General features: G+C 69.1%; 24 protein-coding genes and 3 tRNA genes. 15 read left to right on the top strand and 12 right to left on the bottom strand.

Features of this window, described 5'->3' with window-relative positions; all coding sequences use genetic code 11:
- Nucleotides 1–84: 84 nt before the first annotated feature.
- Nucleotides 85–159: transfer RNA gene (locus RCO27_RS08645), tRNA-Thr, on the top strand.
- Between the two features lie 22 nt (nt 160–181).
- On the opposite strand, the gene RCO27_RS08640 is transcribed toward RCO27_RS08645, so the two are convergent.
- The 3 genes from RCO27_RS08640 to RCO27_RS08630 form a co-directional block, all read right to left on the bottom strand.
- Nucleotides 182–346, bottom strand: coding sequence for a hypothetical protein (locus RCO27_RS08640; protein ID WP_309002271.1), 165 nt, complete (start codon nt 344–346; stop codon nt 182–184).
- 88 nt (nt 347–434) lie between these two features.
- Complete coding sequence (locus RCO27_RS08635; RefSeq protein WP_309002270.1) at nt 435–824, bottom strand: PilZ domain-containing protein; 390 nt, start codon at nt 822–824, stop codon at nt 435–437.
- Between the two features lie 11 nt (nt 825–835).
- A complete protein-coding gene (locus tag RCO27_RS08630) occupies nt 836–1,246 on the bottom strand; it encodes a PilZ domain-containing protein (RefSeq protein WP_309002269.1) in 411 nt (136 codons plus the stop codon).
- 214 nt (nt 1,247–1,460) lie between these two features.
- Here RCO27_RS08630 and RCO27_RS08625 point away from each other — a divergent pair, with 214 nt between their 5' ends.
- Both RCO27_RS08625 and RCO27_RS08620 read left to right on the top strand, forming a co-directional pair.
- The gene (locus tag RCO27_RS08625) at nt 1,461–2,465 is read left to right on the top strand and encodes a beta-eliminating lyase-related protein (protein ID WP_309002268.1); all 1,005 of its coding nucleotides are present in this window, start codon (nt 1,461–1,463) and stop codon (nt 2,463–2,465) included.
- Nucleotides 2,462–3,388: a DMT family transporter gene (locus tag RCO27_RS08620; RefSeq protein WP_309002267.1), complete on the top strand. Its 927-nt coding sequence runs from the start codon at nt 2,462–2,464 to the stop codon at nt 3,386–3,388. The genes RCO27_RS08625 and RCO27_RS08620 overlap by 4 nt, the downstream gene beginning before the upstream one ends.
- Nucleotides 3,389–3,497: 109 nt before the next feature.
- Here the strand turns inward: RCO27_RS08620 and RCO27_RS08615 are convergent.
- From RCO27_RS08615 to RCO27_RS08605, 3 genes are all read right to left on the bottom strand, one after another.
- Nucleotides 3,498–3,571, bottom strand: a tRNA-Gly gene (locus tag RCO27_RS08615).
- Between the two features lie 111 nt (nt 3,572–3,682).
- Nucleotides 3,683–4,069 carry a MerC domain-containing protein gene (locus RCO27_RS08610; RefSeq protein ID WP_309002266.1) on the bottom strand — a complete coding sequence of 129 codons (387 nt, stop codon included), beginning with the start codon at nt 4,067–4,069 and terminating at the stop codon, nt 3,683–3,685.
- Nucleotides 4,070–4,082: 13 nt separating this feature from the next.
- Nucleotides 4,083–6,134, bottom strand: a complete 2,052-nt coding sequence (locus tag RCO27_RS08605; protein ID WP_309002265.1) for a TonB-dependent receptor domain-containing protein — start codon at nt 6,132–6,134, stop codon at nt 4,083–4,085.
- Between the two features lie 56 nt (nt 6,135–6,190).
- Here RCO27_RS08605 and RCO27_RS08600 point away from each other — a divergent pair, with 56 nt between their 5' ends.
- The gene (locus RCO27_RS08600; RefSeq protein WP_309002264.1) at nt 6,191–7,000 is read left to right on the top strand and encodes a class I SAM-dependent methyltransferase; all 810 of its coding nucleotides are present in this window, start codon (nt 6,191–6,193) and stop codon (nt 6,998–7,000) included.
- Between the two features lie 28 nt (nt 7,001–7,028).
- Here RCO27_RS08600 and RCO27_RS08595 read toward each other — a convergent pair whose 3' ends face one another.
- Nucleotides 7,029–7,640: a superoxide dismutase gene (locus RCO27_RS08595; protein WP_309003189.1), complete on the bottom strand. Its 612-nt coding sequence runs from the start codon at nt 7,638–7,640 to the stop codon at nt 7,029–7,031.
- 275 nt (nt 7,641–7,915) lie between these two features.
- Between RCO27_RS08595 and RCO27_RS08590 the strand changes: the two genes are divergently transcribed.
- From RCO27_RS08590 to RCO27_RS08565, 6 genes are all read left to right on the top strand, one after another.
- Nucleotides 7,916–8,218 carry a DUF485 domain-containing protein gene (locus tag RCO27_RS08590; RefSeq protein WP_309002263.1) on the top strand — a complete coding sequence of 101 codons (303 nt, stop codon included), beginning with the start codon at nt 7,916–7,918 and terminating at the stop codon, nt 8,216–8,218.
- Nucleotides 8,215–9,921, top strand: coding sequence for a cation acetate symporter (locus RCO27_RS08585; RefSeq protein WP_309002262.1), 1,707 nt, complete (start codon nt 8,215–8,217; stop codon nt 9,919–9,921). The genes RCO27_RS08590 and RCO27_RS08585 overlap by 4 nt, the downstream gene beginning before the upstream one ends.
- A 7-nt stretch (nt 9,922–9,928) precedes the next feature.
- Nucleotides 9,929–11,221 (top strand): Na+/H+ antiporter NhaA, encoded by a 1,293-nt coding sequence (nhaA, locus tag RCO27_RS08580; protein WP_309002261.1) that lies wholly within the window; start codon nt 9,929–9,931, stop codon nt 11,219–11,221.
- Nucleotides 11,222–11,342: 121 nt separating this feature from the next.
- Nucleotides 11,343–13,094: a YadA-like family protein gene (locus tag RCO27_RS08575; protein ID WP_309002260.1), complete on the top strand. Its 1,752-nt coding sequence runs from the start codon at nt 11,343–11,345 to the stop codon at nt 13,092–13,094.
- A 54-nt stretch (nt 13,095–13,148) separates the two neighbouring features.
- On the top strand, nt 13,149–13,430 hold the full coding sequence (locus RCO27_RS08570) for a c-type cytochrome (protein ID WP_309002259.1): 282 nt from the start codon (nt 13,149–13,151) through the stop codon (nt 13,428–13,430).
- 66 nt (nt 13,431–13,496) lie between these two features.
- On the top strand, nt 13,497–14,723 hold the full coding sequence (locus tag RCO27_RS08565) for an acyltransferase (RefSeq protein WP_374990374.1): 1,227 nt from the start codon (nt 13,497–13,499) through the stop codon (nt 14,721–14,723).
- A 29-nt stretch (nt 14,724–14,752) separates the two neighbouring features.
- On the opposite strand, the gene RCO27_RS08560 is transcribed toward RCO27_RS08565, so the two are convergent.
- Nucleotides 14,753–14,839, bottom strand: a tRNA-Tyr gene (locus RCO27_RS08560).
- Nucleotides 14,840–14,970: 131 nt separating this feature from the next.
- On the opposite strand from RCO27_RS08560, the gene RCO27_RS08555 reads away from it, so the two are divergent.
- Together RCO27_RS08555 and rlmB are read left to right on the top strand one after the other, a co-directional pair.
- Nucleotides 14,971–16,575 carry a M20/M25/M40 family metallo-hydrolase gene (locus RCO27_RS08555; RefSeq protein WP_309002257.1) on the top strand — a complete coding sequence of 535 codons (1,605 nt, stop codon included), beginning with the start codon at nt 14,971–14,973 and terminating at the stop codon, nt 16,573–16,575.
- Entirely contained in the window at nt 16,575–17,315 is a 741-nt protein-coding gene (gene rlmB, locus RCO27_RS08550) for a 23S rRNA (guanosine(2251)-2'-O)-methyltransferase RlmB (protein WP_309002256.1), read from the top strand. The genes RCO27_RS08555 and rlmB overlap by 1 nt, the downstream gene beginning before the upstream one ends.
- On the opposite strand, the gene RCO27_RS08545 is transcribed toward rlmB, so the two are convergent.
- On the bottom strand, nt 17,312–17,629 hold the full coding sequence (locus RCO27_RS08545) for a 2Fe-2S iron-sulfur cluster-binding protein (RefSeq protein WP_309002255.1): 318 nt from the start codon (nt 17,627–17,629) through the stop codon (nt 17,312–17,314). The genes rlmB and RCO27_RS08545 overlap by 4 nt on opposite strands.
- Nucleotides 17,630–17,711: 82 nt before the next feature.
- On the opposite strand from RCO27_RS08545, the gene RCO27_RS08540 reads away from it, so the two are divergent.
- Nucleotides 17,712–18,332 (top strand): DNA-3-methyladenine glycosylase 2 family protein, encoded by a 621-nt coding sequence (locus RCO27_RS08540; protein WP_309002254.1) that lies wholly within the window; start codon nt 17,712–17,714, stop codon nt 18,330–18,332.
- A gap of 783 nt (nt 18,333–19,115) precedes the next feature.
- Here RCO27_RS08540 and RCO27_RS08535 read toward each other — a convergent pair.
- Complete coding sequence (locus RCO27_RS08535; protein ID WP_309002253.1) at nt 19,116–19,997, bottom strand: LysR family transcriptional regulator; 882 nt, start codon at nt 19,995–19,997, stop codon at nt 19,116–19,118.
- 99 nt (nt 19,998–20,096) lie between these two features.
- Between RCO27_RS08535 and bla the strand changes: the two genes are divergently transcribed.
- Both bla and RCO27_RS08525 read left to right on the top strand, forming a co-directional pair.
- Nucleotides 20,097–21,026, top strand: coding sequence for a subclass B3 metallo-beta-lactamase (gene bla, locus RCO27_RS08530; protein WP_309002252.1), 930 nt, complete (start codon nt 20,097–20,099; stop codon nt 21,024–21,026).
- Nucleotides 21,027–21,099: 73 nt separating this feature from the next.
- On the top strand, nt 21,100–21,363 hold the full coding sequence (locus RCO27_RS08525) for a hypothetical protein (protein WP_309002251.1): 264 nt from the start codon (nt 21,100–21,102) through the stop codon (nt 21,361–21,363).
- 18 nt (nt 21,364–21,381) lie between these two features.
- Here RCO27_RS08525 and RCO27_RS08520 read toward each other — a convergent pair whose 3' ends face one another.
- Both RCO27_RS08520 and RCO27_RS08515 read right to left on the bottom strand, forming a co-directional pair.
- Entirely contained in the window at nt 21,382–22,719 is a 1,338-nt protein-coding gene (locus RCO27_RS08520; RefSeq protein ID WP_309002250.1) for a sigma-54 dependent transcriptional regulator, read from the bottom strand.
- Complete coding sequence (locus RCO27_RS08515) at nt 22,716–24,434, bottom strand: ATP-binding protein (RefSeq protein WP_309002249.1); 1,719 nt, start codon at nt 24,432–24,434, stop codon at nt 22,716–22,718. Before RCO27_RS08515 ends, RCO27_RS08520 begins: the two co-directional genes overlap by 4 nt.
- Nucleotides 24,435–24,654: the final 220 nt, after the last annotated feature.

Genomic DNA, 24,654 nt, shown 5'->3' with positions numbered 1-24,654 from the left:
CCTTGGCCATGGCCTGCCTTGACATATAGGGGAGCAAGCGGCCATAGCGCCGCGTCCGCGGACGGACCGTCCTTCAGGCGATAAGCTGCCGTAGCTCAGTGGTAGAGCGCATCCTTGGTAAGGCTGAGGTCGTGAGTTCAATCCTCACCGGCAGCACCATCGCCTGTTTCCGGAAAGACGGTCAGCGGGCGAATTGATTCTCCGGCTCGACATAGCGGGCCGCCTTGCTCGCGAAGAGGCTGGCCAGCTCGACATGACGCTGGCGCGCCTCGGCGGTCACGGCGCGCGCCGCCCGGGACCGCTCCTCCGCTGCCCGCCTGCAATAATAGCGGTAATCTGACTCCATGCCGATGCCTCCCAAATCGACTCGGGGTGCTTAACATGGCTCAGGCGAATCTCCGAATCGTCGTTCAACCTTCTGGAAACGCCGAGTTTCAGCCCTTGATCCGACTGACGATCATATCGAGGACTGCCGGGTGGAGCGGACGCTCGAACGCGCAGCCGGCGAGATAGCCCTCGGTCCACGCCACCTTGGCATGACACGGCTCCAGTCCGGGCAGGCGCAGCCAGACGTCCGTCCCCACGGAAAGGTCGAGCAGGCTGTCGATCCGGAAGCCGTGCGTCGACAGGTCCAGTATCTGCACCGAAACCGGTGCCGCACCGCCGCGCTGCCGCAGACCGGCCGAGAAATCGACCGGGATGCGCGAGGATTTACGTTCCGTCTGGTCGGGATCCGAAACCGAAACCTGGATCGAGAGTTCGCCGCTGAGAGGGGGCGTGGATCCTTCCGGTGGGGGCGGGCCGTTCTTCTCCCCGGGATTCATTCAAAACCTTCTCAGTCTCCACGTTCCGGCAGATTGAGTCCGACGGTGACGCTCCACGCTTTGGCGAGCTTGCGTTCCTTCGCATTCATGCCCAGCGTGATGGCGGAGCGGCCCTCGTAACGCGGCGGACTCGCCGGAGGTTCCTTGGCGCGGCCGATATGGACCAAGAGCTCGTTCTCGTCGATCATATAATGAAATTCGAGGCCTACGCGGCCGTCGGCCGCCCAAGCGATGCGTGCCGGGACCGTCGTCTTGCCGCGCACGAACGTCACTTCCGTTCCGGCCGGCGGCACGGTGGCACATTCGATCAGTGCCCCTTTTCGCGAAATGTCGCGCAAGCGGCCGTCGATCCGGCCTCCAGGGGTCTCGATCTTGGCCGCGAGCAGGACACGGGCGCGCCTGGCGCCGCGCTTGCCGTTCATGCCGCTTGCCGTGGAAGTCAGAAATGTTTCAACGCCCATCGAGAACCGGCCTCCTTCGTGCGAGCGCGGATATCGGGGCGAAACGAAATTTTTGGTTAACGTATGGATGAAAAACCCGCAGGTCCGACGACTTAGCCGGCGCGGCGTGTCCTCGGCGGCACAGTGACTTAATGGAGCATCTTCACAGCCCGCGAAATCGCTCTATGGCGCCAGCATGCGCTTCTTTTCCGACAATGCGGCAGCCGGCTGTCCTGAAGCCTTGGCTGCGATAGAGACGGCCAACCGGATCGACACGGCCTATGATGGCGACGCCTGGAGCGGGCGGCTCAACCGGGCCTTTTCGGACTTGTTCGAAACCGAAGTGGAAGCGCTCTGGGTCGCAACGGGCACGGCCGCCAACAGCTTGGCGCTTGCGGCGCTTTGTCCGCCGCATGGCGGCGTGGTCTGCAACAGCGACGCGCATATCCAGAATGACGAATGCGGGGCGCCGGAATTCTATACGCATGGCGCTAAGCTGATGCCCCTTCCGGGTGAAGGCGCGAAGCTCAATCCGGATTCGGTGGCGGCGTTCCTCGGGACGGTCCGCGACGCCGTGCACTGGGTGCAGCCGGCGGCGCTGTCGATCACCAATGCCACCGAATATGGCCTCGTCTACACGCCCGAGGAGACGGCCGCGCTCGGCGCGCTGTGCAAGGCGCGGAACCTCGGCTTCCACATCGACGGCGCCCGTTTCGCCAATGCCGTCGTGCATCTTGGTTGCACGCCTGCCGACCTCACCTGGCGGGCTGGCGCGGACGCGCTGTCCTTCGGCTTCACCAAGAATGGCGGGTTCTTCGCCGAATGCCTCATTTTCTTCAACACGGCGCTCGCCGCGGCGACGCGCTATCGCCGCAAGCGGGCGGGGCACCTGCTGTCCAAGGGGCGCTATCTCGGTGCCCAGCTGCTCGCGATGCTCGAGAATGACGTGTGGCTGCGCAACGCCCGTGCGGCGAACGCGGCCGCTGCGCGGATCGCTGCGGCCGCTGGGTCGGACCGGCTCGTTCTGCCCGTTCAGGCGAACGAGGTGTTCGTCCGGGTGACGCCGGACGAGGCGGCGGCGCTGAGAGCGAAGGGGTTCGACTTCTACGACTGGGGCCCGGGCGAGGCGCGGCTGGTGACGAGCTGGGACAGCGATCCCGCCCATGTCGACGCCCTCGCGGCGGCGATCCGCGCCCTGTGAGCGCAGCGGGGAGCTTCCGCGACCCCAAGGTCCTCGTCCCCTTCCTCCTCGTCACCCTGATCTGGAGCTCGACCTGGATCGTCATCAAGGACCAGATCGGCCCGGTGCCCTCGCCCTGGTCGGTGACCTATCGCTTCCTGATCGGCGCCGCGGCGATGTTCGTGATCGCCGCGGCGACTGGCGCGCGGCTCGCCATCGGCCGTGAGGGGCATGTGCTGGCCGCGTTGCTCGGCACCGCCCAGTTCGGGCTCAACTTCAACTTCGTCTATGCCGCCGAGCATTATGTGACCTCCGGCCTCGTCGCGGTCGTCTTCGCACTGCTGATGGTGCCCAACGCCTTGTTCGCGCGGATCTTCTTCGACCAGCGGGTCGGGCGGCGCTTTCTCGCCGGCTCGGCGGTCGCGCTTGTCGGCGTGGCGCTGCTCTTCGTCCAGGAGGCGCGGGCCAGCGCGGCGTCCTCGGCCGCGACGCTGACCGGCATCGGCTTCACCCTGCTCGGCGTGCTCTGCGCGTCCGCCGCGAACGTGATGCAGCTGTCCGAGCGGGTGAAGGCGAGGCCGCTCGTCGCGTTGCTCGCCTGGGCGATGCTCTACGGCGCCATCCTCGATGCGGCCGTCGCCTTCGCCCTGTATGGTGCGCCGGTGGCGGAGGGGCGAATCGGCTACTGGGCCGGTCTCTTCTATCTCGGCCTGATCGGCAGCGCGCTCACCTTCCCGCTCTACTTCGACGTGATCCGCCGGATCGGCCCCGGCAAGGCGGCCTATTCGGCGGTGCTCATCCCGATTCTCGCCATGGCGATCTCGACCGTCGCGGAGGGCTATCGCTGGTCGCCGCTCGCCGCGGCGGGAGGGATGCTCGCGATCCTCGGGCTGGTCATCGCCTTGCGCGCCGGACGGCCCGCAGCGGAGACTGCACGGGGCTAGGAGCCGGCGCGCAACTCGCGCGCCGCGATCGCGCGGAAATAGAGCGTCTCGCCCGTCACCCACCCGCCGCCGGCGCCCATGCGGCGCGCCGGTTATAGGAAGGCGGCGGTGGAGCGGGTAGCGGGAATCGAACCCGCATCACAAGCTTGGAAGGCTAGTGCTCTACCATTGAGCTATACCCGCGAACCGGCCGCCCGGAGCCGCTCTCACGCATTGACGCTTAACCCTGCGCGCCGGCGCGCCCGCTCAGTGCCACCGGCATGGGGGCGACGTCAACACGGGTTGGGGCAAGAATCAGCCTTTGGCGCAGACCCCGCCGCGCCGGCGCCAGTTCAGCAGGTGGGCGGTCGCCAGCAACAGGCTTCCGGCGACGGTGACGGGGGTCCCGGCGTCATGCGTCGGCAGCTCTGCTGCGCCGGCGAAGAGCAGCGCTATGCCGGCGGACGCCAGGGCGATCGCCGCCTTGCTCGGCCCGGCTGCATTGGGGCGGGTGAGTGTCCAGAGCGAGACCGGCGCCGCGACGGCGGCGAAGCCCCAGTGCACCCATTCCGCCTGTGTCCAGGCGCCGAGCATGGGAAGCAGGCTCGCGAGGACGGGAAGGGCGAGGCAATGGACGAGGCACAGGCCTGAGAGGCCGATGGCAAGCGCATCGCCGGTCCGGGAGGGGATGAGGGCGGGCATCGAGATCTCCGGATCAGAAGGCGGCGCGCAGGCCGAGGACGATGTTGCGTCCCCTGAGTGGCGCCAGGTTGGTGAGGAAGGAGGCATGGTTGAGCGCGAGCTCGTCGAGCAGGTTCGTGCCGCGCACAAAGACCTGGCTGCGCACCGGGCCGATGTCGAGATCATAGGCGAAGGTCGCATTGACCATGTGGTAGCCCGGTGTCTCGGTCTCGAACGCGGCGATGCGGTCCTGTTCGAAGACGCGGATATATTCGACGTTCACCGACCAGGCGTCCCGGCTGAAATCGCCGCGGAGGCCTAGGCGGCCGGCCGGAATGCGCGGCAGGTTGCCGCCATTGTCTTTGAGCCTGGCGCGAACATAGTCGCCGAACAAAGCGAGCGACAGGCCGGGGAGAACGCGCTGGCGCACCTCGCCTTCGACGCCGGTGAACACGGCGTCGGCCTGGCTGTAGCGGATCAGCCGGAAATCCTCGAACTGGTCGAGGGTGCGGGCGAAGATGTAGCCGTCATAGTCGTAGCGGTAGAGGCTCGCCGAGAAGGTGAGCGCGCCCTGCGTCTTGCGCAGGCTGAGCTCGATCGCCCGCGAGGTTTCGACGCCCAGCGCGGGATCGCCGATCTCGAACGTGTTGGTGGCGAGATGGACACCGCGCGCATAGAGTTCCTGCGCGGTCGGCGCGCGTTGCGAGCGGGACAGCGAAACGGTGGCGACGAAGCCGGGGGCGAAGCGCCAGTTCACCGCGCCGGAGATCGAGAAGGGGCTGTGGCTGGTGTCGGGCCGGTTGGCGGCGCGGGCGTCCTGCCATTCCTGGCGGAGCGCGCCTTCCAGCGTCCAGTCGCCGATTGCATATTCCTCGACCAGGAACAGCGCGCGGCTGGTGGTGCGGCTTTCGGGAATGAAGGATTCGGCGCCGACCGCGGCGAAGTCGCTGCGCGAGAGCTGGGCGCCGACCACGCCTCTGAGTCCGGCGAGCGGCGCATGCTGGACCTCGATCCGCGCGTCGTACCCCTCGTTGGTGAAGGTGGTGGCGACCTCGCCGTCGTCGATCTCGTCATGGGCATAGTCGGAATAGCCGCCGCGGAACCGGATGCGCTCGACGCCCGCGACCGGATCGTTGATCTCGGCGCGCACATCGACCCGCCGGCTCACCAGATCGACGGTCGGGACATGATCGCCATCTTGGTGATCGTGCTCGTGGTCGTGATCATGATCATCGCCGCCATGATCGTGGCCGCCGCAATGGAGGCTGGAGCCGTGCGGATGGCAATCCTCATATTCGTGGCTGTGCCCCGGCAGGCCATAGTCGCTGCGCTGCTCGGTATAGGCCGCGCCGATATAGCCCTGGCTGCCGACCCAGGAGAGGCCGATCGTGCCGGTCCGGCTGCGGCTGAACGATCCGGGGAGCCGGTCCTCGTCCCAGTCGGGAATCGTATAGTCGTCGGTCCGGCGCCCCGATCCTTCCAGGCGCAGCGCGAGATTGCCGAGGCCGGCGGTGACGCCGAAGACCGCCGAGGTTTCATTGTCTGCGGTGCCGAGGCGCAGCTCGGCGGCGCCTTCGACGGGACCTTGCGGCAGCGTCGTCGGAATCTTGCGGTCGATGAGGTTGACCGCGCCGCCGATCGCGCCGCCGCCGTAGAGCAAGGCGCTGGGCCCGCGCAGGATCTCGATGCCGTCGAGCAGCAGCGGCTCGCCGGAGACGGCGTGGTCCGGGGAGACGTCCGAGGCGTCGAGCAGCGCCGCCCCGTCGGTCAGCACCTTGACCCGGGGCGCCGTCTGGCCGCGGATCACCGGGCGGCTCGCGCCGCCGCCGAACGTGTCGGAGCTGACGCCGGGCAGGCCGGTCAGCGTCTCGCCCAGCGTGCCCTGGCGGCGCTGGACCAGGTCGTCGCCGCGCAGCACCGCGACGCTCGAGGCGACGTCGTCGCCCGACCGGCCGAGCGGATCGGCGGTGATGACGATCTCCTCGGCCGACGCGCCCGGCCCCGACTGGCCCATCTCATTGGCCTTAGCGTCGGCGGCCCAGGCGGCCGAGCCGACGGCGGCAAGAAACATCGTTCTGGAGTGCATGATCACATCCTGCTGCTGGAGTTGCGAAATATATATAATGTTATAACATCACATTTATGAAGCAGGTCAAGCCGGAACAGGGTCCGGAGCGCAAATCTGAGAACACGGCGCCATCCGCTCTCTTCCGGCATGTGGAGCATCTCCACGCCGGACGCGACTGGGGTGCGTTCCTCGATGCCGGCACGGGGGTCAATTCGAGCCTGTGGGGCATGAGCCTGCCGACCAGCCGCTGGTGCGCGGTGACCGGATCGCGCGCCCATGCGGCGCAGGTGCGAAAGGTGGTTGGCGATCGGCTGCGGCCACAGGACCGGCTGATCGTCGGCAACTGGCTCGATCCCGAGCTGCTCACGGACGAGAGGTTCGACACCGTGCTCGCCGACTATCTGGTGGGGGCGATCGAGGGCTTCTCGCCTTATTTCCAGTCGCAACTGTTCCGGCGGTTGCGTCCGCTGTGTCGCGGCATGCTCTACGTGATCGGGCTCGATCCATATGTCGTCGGGCCGGCGCGCACGCCGGCGGAGCGCATGGTGCGCGAGGTCGGCCGTCTCCGCGACGCCTGCCTGATCCTCGCCGACGAGACGCCTTATCGCGAATATCCGCTGGAATGGGCGGTGAACGCACTTACCGACGCGGGCTTCCGCATCACTTCCGCCCGACGCTTCGCCAACCGCTATCGGGAGAAATGGGTTCACGGTCAGCTCGACATGGGCCTGCGCCGGCTGGCGAAGGTGACGGATCGGGCTCTGGCAACCGCGCTCGAGGACCGCATCGGCGAGACGCGGACGCACGGCGTGGCGCTGTGCCGCGCGGAAGGCGGCCTCGCCTGCGGCTCCGATTATGTCGTCGCCTGCGAGATCGTCCCGTAGGGCGACGCAGGCCGTTTCCTGGTAGGCCTTACGGACCGGCCGCGGCCGCCTCGTATCGCCGCGACACCTCCGTCCAGTTCACCACCCGCCACCAGGCCTCGAGATAATCCGCCCGGCGATTCTGGTAGGTGAGATAATAGGCATGCTCCCAGACGTCGTTGCCGAGAATCGGGGATCCCCGCATTTCGGCGACGTCCATCAGCGGATTGTCCTGGTTGGGCGTCGAGGTGATTGCGAGCCGGCCCTCGGGCGTGACGATCAGCCACACCCAGCCGGAGCCGAACCGGCCCGCGCCCGCGGTCTCGAAGGCCGTCCGGAACGCGTCCATCGATCCGAACGCCTGATCGATCGCGCCGACGAGGGCAGGCGAGGGCTGCCCCCTCCGTCCGGGCGGCGCCATGATGGTCCAGAAGAAACTGTGGTTCCAATGGCCGCCGGCATTGTTGCGGATGGCCGGCGCCAGCGTTCCGGCCCGGGCGAGCAGCCTCTCCAGCGGCTGACGTGCCAGAGTCGGATCGGCGGCGAGGGCGCGGTTGAGATTGTCCACATAGGCGCGGTGATGCCGGCCGTGATGGATCTCCATCGTCCGCGCATCGATCGCCGGAGCCAATGCATCGGCGGAGTATGGCAGCGGCGGCAGGCCGTATGGCGCCTCAACCGGTGCGGCCGCCGCGGACCGGACCGGTGCCTGAGCCCACGCCCCATGAGAAAATGGCAGGCCAAGCACGATCGCACTCAGCACCGCCAGTCGACGGAGAAAAGAATTTCCGGTCACAATGCCTCCCTAGGGCCGTGTAGGATAGATGATATATCATTATATCACCATTCGAACTTCGACAATCACCTGGCCGATCAGGCCGGTTCGGCTGGTCCTCGTCCCGGACCGTCGCTATGCCTTTCGAAAAGGGAGGGCGCATGGATCGGATCGGCCGGATCAGGGAGCATCCCGGATATCATGAGCTGGTGCGTCGCCGGCGGCGGCTCGCCTGGACGCTCTCGGCGATCATGCTCGTCGCCTATTTCGGCTATGTTCTGCTGATTGCCTTCGACAAGGCGCTGCTCGCGCGACCGATCGGGGCCGGCGTGACCTCGCTCGGCATCCCGATCGGCTTCGGGATCATCATGCTCGGCGTCGCGCTCACCGCCTTCTATGTCCGCCGGGCCAATGGCGATTTCGATGCGAGGCTGAAGGCCGTCCTCGACGAGACGGGCGAATGAGGACGTTGTGGCTGGCGGCGTTCGCCACGCTCACCGTTTCGCTCCCCGCCGCAGCCCTCGCCGACGGGCTGACCGGCGCGGCGCAGCAGCAGAGACTCAACTGGACGGCGATCGCGATGTTCGCCGCGTTCGTCGCGCTGACGCTGTGGATCACCCGCTGGGCGGCACGGCGGACGAAGACCGCTTCCGCCTTCTACACCGCGGGCGGCGGCATCACCGGCTTCCAGAACGGGCTCGCCATCGCCGGCGACTATATGTCGGCCGCGTCCTTCCTCGGCATCTCGGCCCAGATCTTCGTCGACGGCTATGATGGGCTGATCTACTCGATCGGCTTTCTCGTCGGCTGGCCGGTCATCCTGTTCCTGATGGCGGAGAAGCTGCGCAACCTCGGCCGCTTCACCTTCGCCGATGTCGCCTCCTACCGCTTCGCCCAGGCGCCGGTCCGCAGCTTCGCGGCGGTGAGCACTTTGATCGTTGTCGCCTTCTACCTGATCGCGCAGATGGTCGGCGCGGGGCAGCTCATCAAATTGCTGTTCGGCCTCCCCTACAGCTATGCGGTGATGATCGTCGGCGCGCTGATGGTCGTCTACGTCCTGTTCGGCGGGATGACCGCGACCACCTGGGTGCAGATCATCAAGGCGGTGATGCTGCTCTCCGGCGCCACCTTCATGGCGGTGATGGTGATGGCGCAATTCGGCTTCTCGCTGGAGGCCTTGTTCGCCCGAGCGGTCGAGGTGAAGACGGGGCTGGCGGCAGCGGCCGGCGCGGATCCGGCCGAGGCGGCGGAGCGGGGTCGGTCGATCATGGGGCCGGGCAATTTCATCCGCGACCCCGTCTCGGCGATCTCGCTCGGCCTGGCCTTGATGCTGGGCACGGCCGGCCTGCCGCACATCCTGATGCGCTTCTTCACCGTCCCCGATGCGAAGGAGGCCCGCAAGTCGGTGCTCTGGGCGACGACCTGGATCGGCTATTTCTACCTGCTGACCTTCATCATCGGCTTCGGCGCGATCGTGCTGGTCGCGACCAATCCGGAATTTCTCGACGGCGCCGGCGCGCTGAGGGGCGGCGGCAACATGGCGGCGATCCATCTCGCCGACGCGGTCGGCGGCGACGTCTTCCTCGGCTTCATTTCGGCCGTCGCCTTTGCCACCATTCTCGCGGTGGTCGCGGGCCTGACGCTGTCGGGCGCCTCGGCGATCTCGCACGATCTCTATGCCACCCTGTTCCGCAAGGAGGGCGACGATCCGGCGCGGGAGCTCCAAGTGTCGCGGATCGCCACGTTGGTGCTGGGGGTGGTCGCGATCCTGCTCGGCATCCTGTTCGAGACGCAGAACGTCGCCTTCATGGTCAGCCTCGCCTTCGCCCTCGCCGCCTCGGGCAACTTCCCCGTGCTGATCCTCTCGCTGATGTGGCCGGGCATGACGACACGCGGCGCGGTGATCGGCGGCCTCTTGGGCGTCACGGTGGCGCTGGTGCTGACGATCCTTTCGCCTGCGGTCTGGGTCGCGGTGCTCGGCAATGCCGCGCCGGTCTTCCCCTATTCCTCGCCGGCGATCTTCTCGGTGCCGGTCGCGTTCCTCGGCATCTGGCTGTTCTCGGTCACCGACCGGAGCCCGCGCGCCGCGGTCGACCGCGCCGGCTTCGCCGATCAGGAGGTGCGTTCCGAAACAGGGGTTGGTGCCTATCAGGCGAGTGGGCACTAGCGAGACGATGGTCGACGTTCTGCCCAGGGTCGTTCCCAAGCGCGCACGATCGGCGCTGCGCCACTTCCTCGCCAGCGAGGCGGCGGGCGGCATCCTGCTGATGGGTGCGGCGGCGCTGGCGCTGATCGTCGCGAACAGCGGCCTCGCCCACGCCTATCACGACCTGCTCCACGCCGAGACCGGGCCGGTGCTGACCCCCAAGCTCGGCCCGATGACGGTCCATTTGTGGATCAACGACGGCCTGATGGCGGTCTTCTTCCTGCTCGTCGGGCTGGAGATCAAACGCGAGTTCGTCGACGGCAATCTCGCCAGCTGGGACAAGCGCCGCCTGCCGGTGATCGCGGCGGCGGCCGGGATGATCCTGCCCGCACTCATCTATCTCGCCGTCGTGCGCGACCTGCCGGACCTCTACAATGGCTGGGCGATCCCGGCGGCGACCGATATCGCCTTCGCGATCGGCGTGCTGGCACTGCTCGGCAAGCGTGCGCCGACCTCGCTCAAGCTCTTCCTGACGACGGTCGCGATCGCCGACGATCTCGGCGCGGTGGCGATCATCGCGATCGCCTATACGGCCTCGCTCAAGCTCGCCGCGCTCGCCGCGGCCGCGGCGATCCTCGCTGCCATGTTCGCGATGGGGCGGATGGGCGTGATGCGGCTCTGGCCCTATCTGATCGCCGCCGCCTTGCTCTGGTACGTAGTGCTGCTCTCCGGCGTCCATGCGACGGTGGCGGGCGTCCTCGCCGCGATCGCGATCCCGATCAAGAAGACGCCGGGAGCGCCCGACGCGGTCGATTCGCCGCTGCACCGCCTGGAGCATGGGCTGGCGCCTTGGGTCGCCTTCGCCATCGTGCCGGTCTTCGGCTTTGCCAATGCCGGCGTGTCGCTGGCGGGGCTCGGCCTCGGTGCCGTCCTGGCGCCGCTGCCGCTCGGCATCGCCGCCGGCCTGTTCCTCGGCAAGCAGCTCGGCATCTTCGGCGCGGTGTGGCTGTCGGTCCGGATGGGCCTCGCCGGCAAGCTCAGGGGTGCGACCTGGCTGCAGATCTACGCCGTCTCCATCCTGTGCGGCATCGGCTTCACCATGAGCCTGTTCATCGGCGGGCTCGCCTTCCCCGGTCGGCCCGAGCTCGCCGAGGAGGCCAAGGTCGGCATCCTGCTCGGCTCGCTGCTGTCGGCACTGGCCGGCTATGTCCTCCTGCGCTTCGCGCCCGCGGCGCGAGATCATGCGGCCCAGGAGGAGCGGATCGGCCGGGAAATCGACGGCGACGGCGACGTCGAAGGGACCGAAGACCGGCGCAGCTAGCTAGCGCGCGGCGCGACCGAACAGGGTTGCCTAGGCGTTCATGATTAACGGCTTCTTAGCGCCTCCGGCCGTAATTTGACGGGGTGGCCCGCGGCTTCATGCGGGCATGGTGGGGGTTGTGATGAAACGGTGCGTCAAGGGCGGCTCGAGCCGCCATGCCGGATCGATGGTCCGATTTCTCTGTGCGACGGCCACCTTGGCGCCGGCCACGCCCGCCCTTGCGCAGGTGACGCCGAATGTCGGGCCCAACAGTGTCGCCGCCGCCTGCCGGCAACGCATCACCGCGAGCTCCAACCGGTTCGCCTGCGGATCGAGCTCTGTGGCGACGGGCGAGCGCTCGACCGCACTCGGCGTTTCGGCCAGCGCGACCGGCAATGATGCGACCGCGATCGGGCAGGGCGCCCAGGCGAGCGCAGCCAACGCGGTCGCGCTCGGCAGCGGCGCCGTCGCCGACGTCGCTGACACTGTGTCGGTCGGCACCGCCAGCGCGCAGCGGCGCATCGTCAATGTCGCGAACGGCACGCTGGCAGCCGGCAGCGGGGATGCGGTCACCGGAGGGCAACTCTTCACCACCAACCAGAACGTGGCCGCGGCCCAGACGACTGCGGACGGCGCAGTCATCGCCGCCGCCACGGCCCAGGGAAGCGCCAATGCTGCGCAGGGCACGGCCAACCAGGCCATCGCCAATGCCGCCGTCGCGCAATCGAGGGCCGATCAGGCCGTCGCCGACGCCATCGACGCGCGGGCGCGCGCCGACGCAGCCCGGACGGTCGCAGACGCCGCACTTGCCGGCGGGACGGCGTCGCAGGCTTCGGCCGATGCCGCGCGCGTTGCCGCCGACGCTGCGCAGGTCGATGCCGACGCTGCCCGGATCACGGCCAGCGCCGCCGTGGCGGTGGCCGACCTCGCCCAGGACATCGCCGACCTCGCCCGCCTCGAGGCCGCGATCGCGCAATATAGCGCGGAAGCGGCGGCCAGCGCCGCGTCCGTCGCCCAATCGACCGCCAGTGCGGCACTCGCCGGCACCGCCTATGTCCGCGTGACCGGCAGCGGCGCGGCGCCGCAGGCGACCGGCGCCGGCGCGATCGCGCTCGGTGAGGCGAGTGTCGCGAGCGGTGCCCAGTCGGTCGCCATCGGGGTCGGTGCGCAGGCGGTCGACGGGCAGGCGGTGTCGATCGGATTCGGCAATGTCGCGTCGGGCAACGGCGCCGTCGCGATCGGCGATCCCAATGTCGCGACCGGGACCGGCGCCGTCGCGCTGGGCGCCAACAACAGCGCCATCGGTACCGGCGCAGTCGCCATCGGCAATGCCAACAGCGCCACCGGGGACGGCGCGGTGGCCCTGGGCAATGGCGCAGTCGCTGCCCAGGCCGGGTCGGTCGCCATCGGTGCGGGTGCTTCGGCGACGCGCGCGAACCAGATCGCGCTGGGCACGTCAGGCTCGACCTACACCGCCGCGGGCATCGGCAGCGACGCGAGCCGCGCCGCGCAGAGCGGCGCGGTCAGGCTGGTGACCAGCGACCTCGCCGGCAATCTCGCCACGCTCGACCTCGACGTCAGCGCCCTCCAGGACGCGGGCGCGCGTCTGACGGAGATCGAGGGCGAGATATCGGCGCTCGATGCCGCGCTCGATCTCGGCCTCAGGCGCGGCAATGGCGGCATTGCCGCGGCCATGGCGATGGGCGGCGCGGTCATGCCACCGGACAGCCGCTTCGCCGTTTCCTTCAACCTCGCCACCTATCGCGGCGAGCAGGGCTTTTCCGGCGCGATGGTCGCCCGGGTGACCGAGCGCGTGTGGGTGAGCGGCGGGATCGCGGGGTCGACCGTCCGCGGCTCGACCGGCGGCCGTGCCGGCGTCACCCTGGGCTGGTAGCCGTCGCCGATCACCATTGGCGCGACGCGGGTTCCGCCCTAGAAGCCCGCGTCGATGCACTGGTTCGTCTGTCTGTCCGTCGGGCTGATCGCCCTCTCCCGGCAAGGCCCGGGCACGCCGGCCGCGCCGCCGGCGCCCGGGCCTGACCCCGGACAGGCACTGGTCGAGGCGCATTGCGCGGGCTGCCACAGCCTGTCGCTCGTCACCGGAGCGCGCCGCACCGAGGCCCAGTGGGCCGAGACGGTGACCCGCATGCGCGATTATGGTGCCGAGATGAGCGACGAGGAGTCTTCGCGGATCGTGGCCTTTCTGACGCGCACCCAGGGGCCGGAGTGAAAGACCGCGGGCAGACACCCGGAACTTCATTGATCGGATTCGTGCCCCGGTCCGTACGAAAATCGGGTGCGTCGGGTTGACCGGCTCCGGACGGGGCGGAACGCTGGGATCCTCCAGTCCGGAACAAGTCCCCGCATTTTGACGACTTCAGCATCCACGGCGCGCGATCCGGTATCGGCAGGACGGCGGCGCCATCTCTCATCGGCCATCGGCATCGCGCGGGTGCTGTGCATTCTCGGCATCGTCTACGTCCACGCCTGGACCGGCCTGCCCGGCGGCGACCTCGCCCGGCTGAACGACACGCCGCAGGGCATCCTGCGCTGGGCCCTCATCGATCTGCTCGGCCGCGGCGCCGTGCCGCTGCTCAGCGTCATTTCGGGCTGGCTGGTCGCGGCCTCCCTGGCCAGGCGCGGCTGGCGAAGCTTCCTGCCGGCGAAGGCCCGGACCATCATCCTGCCGATGATCCTGTGGAATGCGTTCGCCATCGTCCTGGTCTCCGGCGCGGCGCGGCTCGGCTGGATCCAGGCGCCGATGCCCACCACCTTGTGGTGGACGATCGACGAGCTTCTCTGTCTCGCCAGCCCGAACGACATCAACGTCCAGATGTCGTTCCTGCGCGACCTCTTCGTCTGCATGCTGCTGGCGCCGCTGCTGATGCGCCTGCCGAATTGGGCGCTCGGCATCGCGGCTCTGGTCGCACTGGCCTGGTCGGTTTCGGGCGTGGCCTTCGTGCTGCTGCTGAGGCCCGCGATCTTGTTGTTCTTCATTGCCGGTATTCTCGCCCGCCGCCGCGATCTGGCCGCTTGGGTGGCGATGCAGCCGATGGCGGTGACCGGCGTCGCCTATGCGCTGCTCGCCGCGCTGCAGATCTGGCTGGAGACGGCGGGCATCGCCCGCGGCGTGGACAATCCGCTCCTGCTGTCCTCCATCGACCTCGCGATGCGCTGCGTCACCGCCCTGTTCTTCTGGTCGATCGCTTGGCGCCTCGCCGGCAGCCGCTTTACCGGAGCTCTGCTCGGCCTCGAGCCTTTCGCCTTCCTGATGTTCAGTGCGCACTTGATCATGATCTGGCTCGGCGGACCGCTCATCGGCCGGCTGACCGGGCCGCTTGGCGCGCCGCTCTATCCCGTCTTCCTGCTGGTGCAGCCGCTGCTGGTGCTCGCCGCCACCTTGCTCCTCGGCCGCCTGCTGGCGGCGACGTCGCCGGCGCTGGCGACAGTGCTGAGCGGTGGACGGCTCAAACCTGCCGCCGAAGTCGACCGGCCGGCCGACCTCAGGCCGCACACCCGCTGAGCCGATGGCGCGCGCTTCAGACTCAAGGGTGGTGGACAGGGCTGGATTCGAACCAGCGTACGGGAAACCCGGGCAGATTTACAGTCTGCTGCCTTTAACCACTCGGCCACCTGTCCGTGGGAGCGCCTAGATAGGAAGGCGGCTCCATTGGCGAAAGGGAAGCCGCCTGTCAACGGATGCGGCGCGCTTGCCTGTCGGAAGGGCGGACCCTAGACCGGCATCGCCAATTCCGTTCAGGGGGTCTTCCATGCGCCTTGTCGCCGCCGCACTCTCCGTCACGCTCGCCGCCGCGCCCATCCTTGCCCAGCCGGTCGACCGCAGCGCGATCAACCGGATCATCGACCAGGGCACCAACCATAGCGAGGTGATGGAGACGGCGGCCTACCTCACTGACCGGATCGGCGGGCGGCTCACCAATTCGCCGCAGATGCGCGAGGCCGAGCGCTGGACCCAGCAGCGCTTCCGCGACTGGGGTCTCAGCAATGTCCGCGCCGAGGGCTTCGAGTTCGGCCGCGGCTGGTCGATCGTCTCCTCGAGCGCGCGGATGACCGCGCCCCGCCCGCTCACCCTCACCGCGATCCCGATCGCCTGGACGCCGCCGACCAACGGCACGATCAGCGCCGGCATCATCGTCGCGCCGCTTTCCGAGACCGAGGACTTCGCCGAATGGCGGGGCAAGCTGCGCGGCAAGATCGTCCTGATCACGCGGCCCGACAGCGGCTCGGAGCCCTCCGAGGCCCCGTTCCGCCGATTGAGCGATGAGGACCTGCGCGAGCGCAACGAGTTCCGCCAGCCCACCTATTCGCCGGCCGAGGTCGCCCGCAATCTCGAGCGGGCGTCCTTCGAGGCGGAGCGCGACGCCTTCCTCGCCGAGGAGGGTGCGCTCGCCTGGGTGCGCATGGCGCGCCGCGACGGCCGGCTCGTCCATGGCGAGGGCTATCTCTACCAGGTCGGCGCGACGCCGCGCCTGCCGGCGATCGAGATGGCTGCGGAGGATTATCGCCGGCTCGCGCGCCTCGCGCTGACCGATGCGCCGCCGACGCTGGAGATCACCAACGACGTCCGCTTCAACGACGAGGACGTCAATTCCTACAACATCTTCGCCGAGATTCCGGGCACCGACCGCAATGCCGGCTATGTCATGGCCGGCGCCCATCTCGATTCCTGGGTCGCCGCCGACGGCGCACAGGACAATGGCGCCGGCACCGCGGTGGTGATGGAGGCGGCGCGCATCCTCGCCCGGCTCGGCGTGCGCCCGAAGCGGACCATCCGCTTCGCCTTGTGGAACGGCGAGGAGCAGGGCCTGCTCGGCTCACTCGCCTATACCGAACGCTATCTGGCCACCCGGCCGCCGGAGACCGATCCCGCGCGTACGCGGCTGCCCGACAACCGCACCTGGCGCTATCGCTGGCCGCTGACGCCGCAGCCGGGCCATCGCGACCTCGTCGCCTATTTCAACCTCGACAACGGCTCGGGGAAGATCCGCGGCATCCATGCCGAGGGCAATGTCGCCGCCGTGCCGATCTTCCAGGACTGGCTGGCGCCCTTCGCCAGCATGGGCGCGACGACGGTCGGCATCCGCGCCACCGGGGGCACCGACCATGTCTACATGCAGGCGGTCGGCGTGCCGGGCTACCAGTTCATCCAGGACCCGCTCGATTATGGCAGCCGCATCCACCACACCAGCCTGGACAGCTACGACCATCTGAAGCCGGAGGACCTGCGTCAGGCGGCGATCATCATGGCGAGCTTCCTCCTCAATGCCGCCAACCGCGACGAGCCGCTGCCGCGCATGCCGCTGCCGACCCAGCCGCGGCCGAGCGACCCGTTCGAATATCCCGAGGAGGACTGATGCGGCGCAAGGCACGCCAGGCGACCAAGCCGGAGAACCGTCCGCGCTTCTGGGGGCGGCATGCGGTGGCCGCCGCCCTCGCCAACCCGGACCGCGACATCGTCCGCATCTGGGCGACGCGCGAGGCGGCGGCGGGCCTCGAGCTCCGGCCGGACGTGCCGGTCACCTATGCGGACGTTGCCGATCTCGGCCGGATGGTGCCGCGCGACGCGCCGCACCAGGGCATCGTTGCCGAGGTCGAGCGGCTCGACGACCTCCTGCTCGCCGATCTGCTCGACGGGGCCGAGGACGGCCGGCCATTGCTGGTGCTCGACCAGGTCACCGATCCGCACAATGTCGGCGCGATCCTGCGCTCGGCCGCGGCATTCGACGCGCTCGGCATCGTCACGCAGGACCGGCATGCGCCGGGCGAATCGGGCGCGCTCGCCAAGGCCGCCTCCGGCGCGCTGGAGACCGTGCCCTGGGTGCGGGTGGTGAACCTCGCCCGCGCGCTCGACGAGATGGCCGAGGCCGGCTTCTGGCGCATCGGCCTTGCCGGCGAGGCGGAGACGATGCTGGCCGACGCGCTCGGCCCGCCGCGCGTCGCGCTGGTCCTCGGCGCCGAGGGCGAGGGCATCAGGCAGAATGTCGAGGCGCATTGCGACGCTTTGGCGAAGCTGCCGATCAGCGACAGGATCGAGAGCCTCAACGTGTCGAACGCCGCCGCGATCGCACTCTACGCGGCGAGTGTGGCCCGCTAGTCCTCCGGCGCGATCTGGACGCGGAGGCCGTCCAGGCCTTCCGTGAACAGGATCTGGCAGGAAAGGCGGCTGGTCTCGTTCTTGTGGTCGGACGTGTCGAGCAGGTCGTCCTCGTCCGGATTCGGCCCGCCGACCTGACCGGTCCAGTCCGGATCGACATGGACGTGGCAGGTCGCGCAGGAGCAGCAGCCGCCGCACAAAGCGAGCAATTCGTCGAAGCCGCTGTCGCGGATGTTCTCCATCACGCTCCAGCCGACCTTGCCGTCGACGATCTTCTCGGTGCCGTCGCGGCCGACGATGGTGAGCTTGGCCATGGCAATCCTTGAACGCAAGAAACGGGAGGGAGTCGGGTGCGCCTATGCTAGGCGGCGGGTTTCGGATCAAGACGGAGCGGACATGGAGCTGACGGCGGAGAGACTGGCGGCGGCGCTCGATGCGCTGGGCGAGATCGAGCCCGCTTTCACGGCGGCCCGCGCCCGGATCGGCGACCCGCCGCCGCGCATCCGCGCGCGCGGCTACCGGACCCTGCTCCAGGCGATCGTCAGCCAGCAGGTCAGCGTCAAGGCGGCCGCGGCGATCCTCGCGCGGGTCGAGGACGCGACCGGAGGCTGCGGCGATCCCGCCAATGTCGCGCGGACCAGCGACGGGGATCTGAGGGCGGCGGGCCTCTCCTGGGGCAAGATCTCCTATGTGAAGAGCCTGGCCGAGGAGGTGCTGTCCGGGCGGCTCGACTTCGCCCATCTGCCCGGGGAGGACGAAGAGGCGATCGCAGCGCTGACCCGGGTCAAGGGGATCGGCCGCTGGAGCGCCGAAGTGTATCTGCTGTTCGCGGAAGGGCGGCCCGACGTCTGGCCGGCGGGCGACTTGGCGGTGCGCCAGGAGATCGGCCGCATCCTCGGCCTCGACGACGCCAACCCGACCGAGAAGCACATCCGCGCCCTCGCCGAAGCCTGGCGCCCCCATCGCGGCGCCGCAGCGATTTTCGCCTGGCACCACCGGCACATCGTGCCGCTGTGAGTCGGGGCCGGATCGGCCGGATGGTTCGGCGATTCGGCCCGGAAGTTTCATAAGTTTCAGCTTCCCTGGGCGAAAAAATCCGGGCCGCACATGAAACTTCGAAGCGATGGGGACCGGCTTGCTCCGCGAGTTGCGAGGTGGAGCGTCATGTCGTCAGCATGTCAGGCCAAATCCTATTTGTATCCAACAATCGGCAGGGTCTGCTTTCGACCCATTGCGGACGTGGCTCCCCTCCCTTGCAGGGAGGGGAATAAGCGGCTGCCTTCCACCCATTGCAGACGTCGCAGGCGCAATGCATCCGTCACTTGATGAGGTTGATCATGATTTTGGCAGCCACGCTCACGGGCTGCGCCGTGGAAGTTCCCGTACCCCCACTTTGTGACATGCCTCCTCGCTATCGCAGCTGACGGGAGCACAAGTTAGCTGGACCGGCGTAGTGATTGGCGGGCCTCATCACGGTTATGTTCTTGGTTGCGAGCACCGCGCTGGCGGCATTGCGATTGACTGGAGTGACGACACGATCGGGGCAAGGGCGTTTCAACAGGCGCTGGACAGCGCATTCTCTCGTAACGGGGTGCTTCGCATAACGGTGGAAGGACGGTTGGGCCGTTCCTACGGCCCTGGTCGATTCGGGCTGATGCAAGATCCCCCGAGTCTGCGGATTAGCGCGGTGCGAAGCGTTGAGTTCACACCTATGACTGAGGCCGAAGAGTTCGCATTCTGGGATCGGCGTCGCTGAAGCGACATGTGCCATCAGCGTCCGCTTTCGACCCGTTGCGGGCATCATGCGGGCTCGTTTCGGTCCGCGCGCGCCAGCAACCAATCCCGGAACGCCAGCATCGCCACGCTCTCGCGCCGCGACATCAGGCGGGTGAGCCAGTAGCGCCCTGCCGATAGCTCGACCGGGAAGGGCTGGACGAGGCGTTCGGCGGCGAGCTCGCGGGCGAACATGACGGGCGGGGCGAGGGCGACGCCGTGGCTGGCGATCGCGGCGGCGACCATCAGCGCCGAGCTGTCGAAGACGGGGCCGCGGAGCGGCGGGGCGGCGGCGCCGGCGAGGGCGAACCAGCGGGGCCATTCGTCGGCGCGGTAGGAGCGGAGCAGGGTTTCGCGGGCGAGGTCGGCCGGGTTGGCAAGGCGGGCCGCGACGTGCGGCGCGCAGAGCGGGCTCAGCGGCGCCGCCAGGATCGGCTCGGCATGGGTGCCGTGCCAGGCGCCGTCGCCGTAGCGGATCGCATAATCGAGGCCTTCGCCGGCAAGATCGACGCGGTTGTTGTTGGTCATGAGGCGAAGATCGACCTCGGGATGGGCGCGGGCGAAATCGTCGAGCCGCTCCAGCAGCCATCCGGTGGCGAAGGTGCCGATCACGCCGAGGCTCAGCACCTCGCGGACCCGCCCGCCCGCATAACGTTCCAGCGTCGCGCCGACCCGGTCGAAGGCGTCGGCGAGCACCGGCACGAGCGCCGCGCCCTCGTCGGTGAGCGCCAGGCCGCGCGGCAGGCGGCGGAACAGGGCGACGCCCAGCCGCCGCTCGAGCCCGGCGACCTGATGGCTCACCGCGCCCTGGCTGACGCACAGCTCGATCGCCGCGCGGGTGAAGTTGAGGTGGCGCGCCGACGCCTCGAAGGCGCGCAGGGCGTTGAGGGGAAGCTTGGCACGGTCCATGCGCCATCCATGAATTCATCTCATGACTCTGTCGAGAGATCATGCTTTGCGCCGGTCCGCGCGCGCCGCCATTCTCTGCCGGTGACAAGGGAGAACGGCGTGAAACAGAACGTCTCGATCATCGGCGCAATTCTCGGCGCTGCTCTCGCCAGCTGCGCCGCTCAGGCTCACCAGGCGGACGACCCGCTGACCCGGCCGATCGCGCCGGACTATGCGCAGCGCTGGCTGACCCCGCTGCCGCCGGCCCATGTGCACGGCAATACCTATTTCGTGGGCTTCGCCGGGCTCGGCGTCGCCCTGATCCGCACCAGCGACGGGTTGATCCTGCTCGACGGGGCGGTGCCGCAGGCGGTGCGCGACGTCGAGGCGAACATCCGCCGCCTCGGCTTCAGGGTCGAGGACATCCGCTACATCCTGACCACCGAACCGCACTGGGACCATGTCGGCGGCGTCGCGGCGCTGGCCCGCGACAGCGGCGCGATCGTGGTGGCGGGCGCGCCTGCCGCCGAGGTATTCCGCACCGGCCGGGTCGGCAGCGACGACCCGCAGTCGGCGCACCTGACCCCCTTCCCCGCGGTCGCGAACGTGCGGGCCATGGCGGACGGCGAGATGCTGCGGCTCGGCGACACGACCGTCACCGCGCGCGCGACTCCCGGCCACACCGCGGGCAGCATGAGCTGGTCGTGGCGGTCCTGCGAGGGCGCGCGCTGCCTCGACGTCGTGTTCGGCGCGAGCCTCAACGCCGTTTCGGCCGACGGCTACCGCTTCTCCGATCCGGCGCATCGGACGGTCGTCGAATCCTTCCGAAGCAGCTTCGCGGCGATGCGCGCCCTGCCCTGCGACATCCTGATCACCTCGCATCCCGACCAGTTCGGGCTCGACGCGCGCTACCGCCGCTTCCAGGCGGGGGAGCAGCCGAATCCGCTGATCGATCCGAATGCCTGCCGCGCCTATGCCGACCGGGCCGAGCAGCGTCTCGACGCGCGGCTCGCCACGGAAGCGGGGCAGGCGGCCTCGCCCGGCTCTTGAGGACGGGCGCGTGCGGGCGTACACCACGCGCCACCCGGGCTTCCCCAGCTCCCCGGACGAAATGAGGATTGTGATGAAGACGATGATTGCCGCGCTCCTGGCCGCCGGCCTGTTCGCTGCTCCGGCCGCCGCGCAGAACAATGCCCAGTCCAACGCACAGAACGAAGCGGCGCCGGCGGGCAAGCCGGCCGCCGAGTCCAGCCCGCGGATCAGCGCGACCCGCAGCGCCCCGGCCGAATCGAACGCGCCCGAGGCCGCCGCCGACAAGCCAGCCCCGGCGGGCGATCAGCCCGAGGCGGCAGCGGCGAACAAGCCGGCCGAGACGCCGCAGCGCTGAGCGCCGGCCCCGCGCCGGCTATCGAAAATCCCTGGGCTCGATGCCATGCCGCGCCATCTTGTCGTAGAGGGTCTTGCGCGGGATGCCGAGCAGCCTGAGGGTTTCGGCGACCGAGCCGCCGGTGGCGGCGAGGCTCTCGCGGATGATTGACGCTTCGAACCGGCCGACCCGTTCGGGCAGGGCCAGGGCTGAGTCGGACGCCGGCGTCGCGCCCTGGCCCGGCAGGTCGAGCACGGCGCTGAACGCGAAGTTGCGCAGCTCGCGCACATTGCCTGGCCAGTCGTGGTCGACCAGGCGGCGGCGGACCGCGTCGCTCATCACGTAGCGTCCGCTGCCGACCTGCTCCGCCGCCTCGCCGGCGAAATGGGCGAACAGCTGCGGGACGTCGGCGCGACGCTCCCGCAGCGGCGGGATGCGCAGGCGCACGACGTTGAGGCGATAGAAGAGGTCGCTCCGGAACCGGCCCGCGCCGATGGCGGCATCGAGATCGGTCTTGGCCGCCGCGACGACCCTTAGCCGCACCACGCGCGGCGTCTCGGCGCCGAGCCGGAGGATCTCGCGCTCCTCGAGCACGCGGAGCATCTTGGCCTGGACGGCGAGCGCCATGCTGTCGATCTCGTCGAGGAACAGGGTGCCGCCGTTCGAGGCCTCGATCCGGCCGACCCGCTCGAAGCGTCCATGCGGACCGGCGCCGGCTTCGTGACCGAACAGCTCGGCCTCGGCGAGCGCCTCCGGCAATGCGCCGCAATTGACCGCCACGAACGGCTTGCCGCGGCGCGGGCCGAGGCGATGGAGCAGGCGGGCGACCAGCTCCTTGCCGGTGCCGGTCTCGCCTTCGACGAGGACGTCGATGTCGGCTTTGGCGACCTGGGCGATCGTGTCGCGCAGCCGCGCCATGGTGGGGCTGTCGCCGATCAGCGGGCTGTCGCCGCTGTCCTCGGCCGCCGCACGCAGCCGGCGGTTGTCGAGAACGAGCCGCCGCGTCTCGAGCGCCTTGCGCACCGAGGCGACGAGATGATCGGCCGCGAAGGGCTTGGTCAGGAAGTCGAAGGCGCCATCCCGGAGCGCCGCGATCGCCGTCGGCACGTCGGCATGTCCGGTGATCAGGATGACGGGGATTTCGGGATCGATCTCGCGCACCCTGGCAAAGAGCTGCAGCCCGTCCATGCGCGGCATGCGGATGTCGGAGACGAGCGCACCCGGAAAGTCGGCGCCGATCCCCGCCAGCGCGTCCGCCGCATCCCCGAAGGCGGCGACATCGATTCCGGCAAGCTCGAGCGACTGGACATTGGCCTCGCGCAAGGTCGCGTCGTCGTCGACGAAGAAGACGGTCTGGGTGTCGGTGAAGAAGGTCATGCGCGCCTCAGCCTGATCCGGAACGCCGCGCCGCCGAGCGGGGAGGGGACCGGGTCGAGATCGCCGCCGAACTCGCGGGCGATGTCGCGGGCGATGCCGAGCCCGAGTCCGAGGCCGTCCGGCTTGCCGGTGACGAAGGGCGTGAAAAGCTCGTCGGCCAGCGCGGCCGGGATGCCGGGGCCGTCGTCGGAGATCTCGATCGCAATGTCCTCTCCCGCCGCGACCGTGATGGCGATCCGCGACGCCGCCCGGCCCGCCAGCGCGTCGAGCGCGTTCTGGAGCAGGTTGATCAGCACCTGCTCCAGCCGCACGCGATCGGCGACGACGCGCAGGCCCGGCTGCTCGCCGCTGCGCTCGACCTCGATCTTCGCGGCCCGCAGCCGGTCGCCCAGCATCAGCAGGGCGCCGTCGATCACACCTGAGAGCTCCACCGCGTCGATCGCCGGGGTGCCGCGGCGGGCGAAGGCCCGCAGCTCGGCGGTGATCGTGCCGATCCGGCCGGTAAGGTCGACGATATGGCCGAGATTCTGCCGTGCGCGATCCTCCTTGCCGGTATCGAGGAAGCGGCCGGCATTCTCGGCGAAGGTGCGGATCGCCGCGACCGGCTGGTTGATCTCGTGCGCGACGCCGGCGGTGATCTGCCCGATCGAGCCGAGCCGGTTGGCCTGGGCGAGCTCCTCGCGCGCGGCACGATAGCGATGGTCGGCGCGCGTTCGTTCGCGCGATTCCTCGGTGAGCCGTGCGTTCGCCTCGCGCAGCTCGGCGGTGCGCAGCGCCACCTCGCTTTCCAGCGCGCGCCGCGCCTCGATCTGGAGCAGGCGCTTCTCGCGGGCGCGATAGAGCCAGGCAAGCGCCAGCGCGATGAGGACGAAGGCGGCGAGGAGGGCGGCGCGCGCCGTCGCGGCGGCTCCGGCCTCGGCCGCGGCGAGCGGCTGCAGGTAGCGCAGCAGGCCGCCTTCCAGCGGAACCGCGACCCGTGCGGCGCGGTAGCGCGCGTCGCTGCCGGCCTCCCGCAATGCGGGGCCATCCGGCACGAGGGCGACGGGCGGCAGGGGCAGGTCGCCGAACTGCAGCGTGCGCCGGATCTCGGCGATCGCCCCGGCGCTCAGCGGCCGGGTGCGCCGGAAGCGCCATTCCGGCCGGCTGGTGATGATGATGACGCCGTGCCGGTCGGTCACGAAGGTCGTGCCCGGCTGGCGCGCCCAGACCGCCTCCAGGCGGTCGAACTCGACCTTGACGACGATGACGCCGAGCACGCGCCCCTCGCTCTCGACCCGGCGCGCGATGAACAGGCCCGGCCGTCCACTCACCGTGCCCAGCGCGAACAGCTCGGCCGCCCCGTCGCGGAGCGCGCCCTGAAAATAGGGTCGGAACCCGTAGACCTGGCCGACGAAGCTGGTCGGCCGCCGCCAGTTGCTGGCCGCCAGCGTGCGGCCGTTCCTGTCGATCACATAGATCACCGCCGCGTCGGTGCGATCCGAGAGCAGTTCGAGCTTGCCGTTGAGCCGCGCGACCGCATCCGGACCGGCGCCGCCCAGCACCGCCCGGACATCGGGATATTCGATAAGGACGAGCGGCAGCAGGCGAAACTTCTGGAGCTCGCTCGCCAGCAGGCCGGCCTGGCCGCGCGCCATCTGGCCGGCTGCGACGTCGCTGTTCGAAAGGGCATGGCGCGCCGCCCACCGATTGGCCGCGAAGGCAAAGCCGACTAGCATGATGAGGCCCGCGAATGCGGCGAGTGCGAAGGAGCGGTCTATCCGGCGCACGAAAGCGACTCGGCGGTCATGTGCGTATTATCACACAAAATGGCATCAGATCGTGCGGAATTTCGCACATCCAGTGTCCAACCTCAGCACGGATAGACTAAGAATATCACGTATTTTCAGATACATATAAGTATTTCTCGTTCACCGGCCGTCCCACCGGCGGCCAAGT

The sequence above is a fragment of the Sphingosinicella sp. LHD-64 genome, assembly GCF_031157375.1.
Lineage (GTDB): Bacteria > Pseudomonadota > Alphaproteobacteria > Sphingomonadales > Sphingomonadaceae > Allosphingosinicella.
Note: the sequence above shows the minus strand (reverse complement) of the source record. Positions and strands in the feature narration are given on the sequence as shown.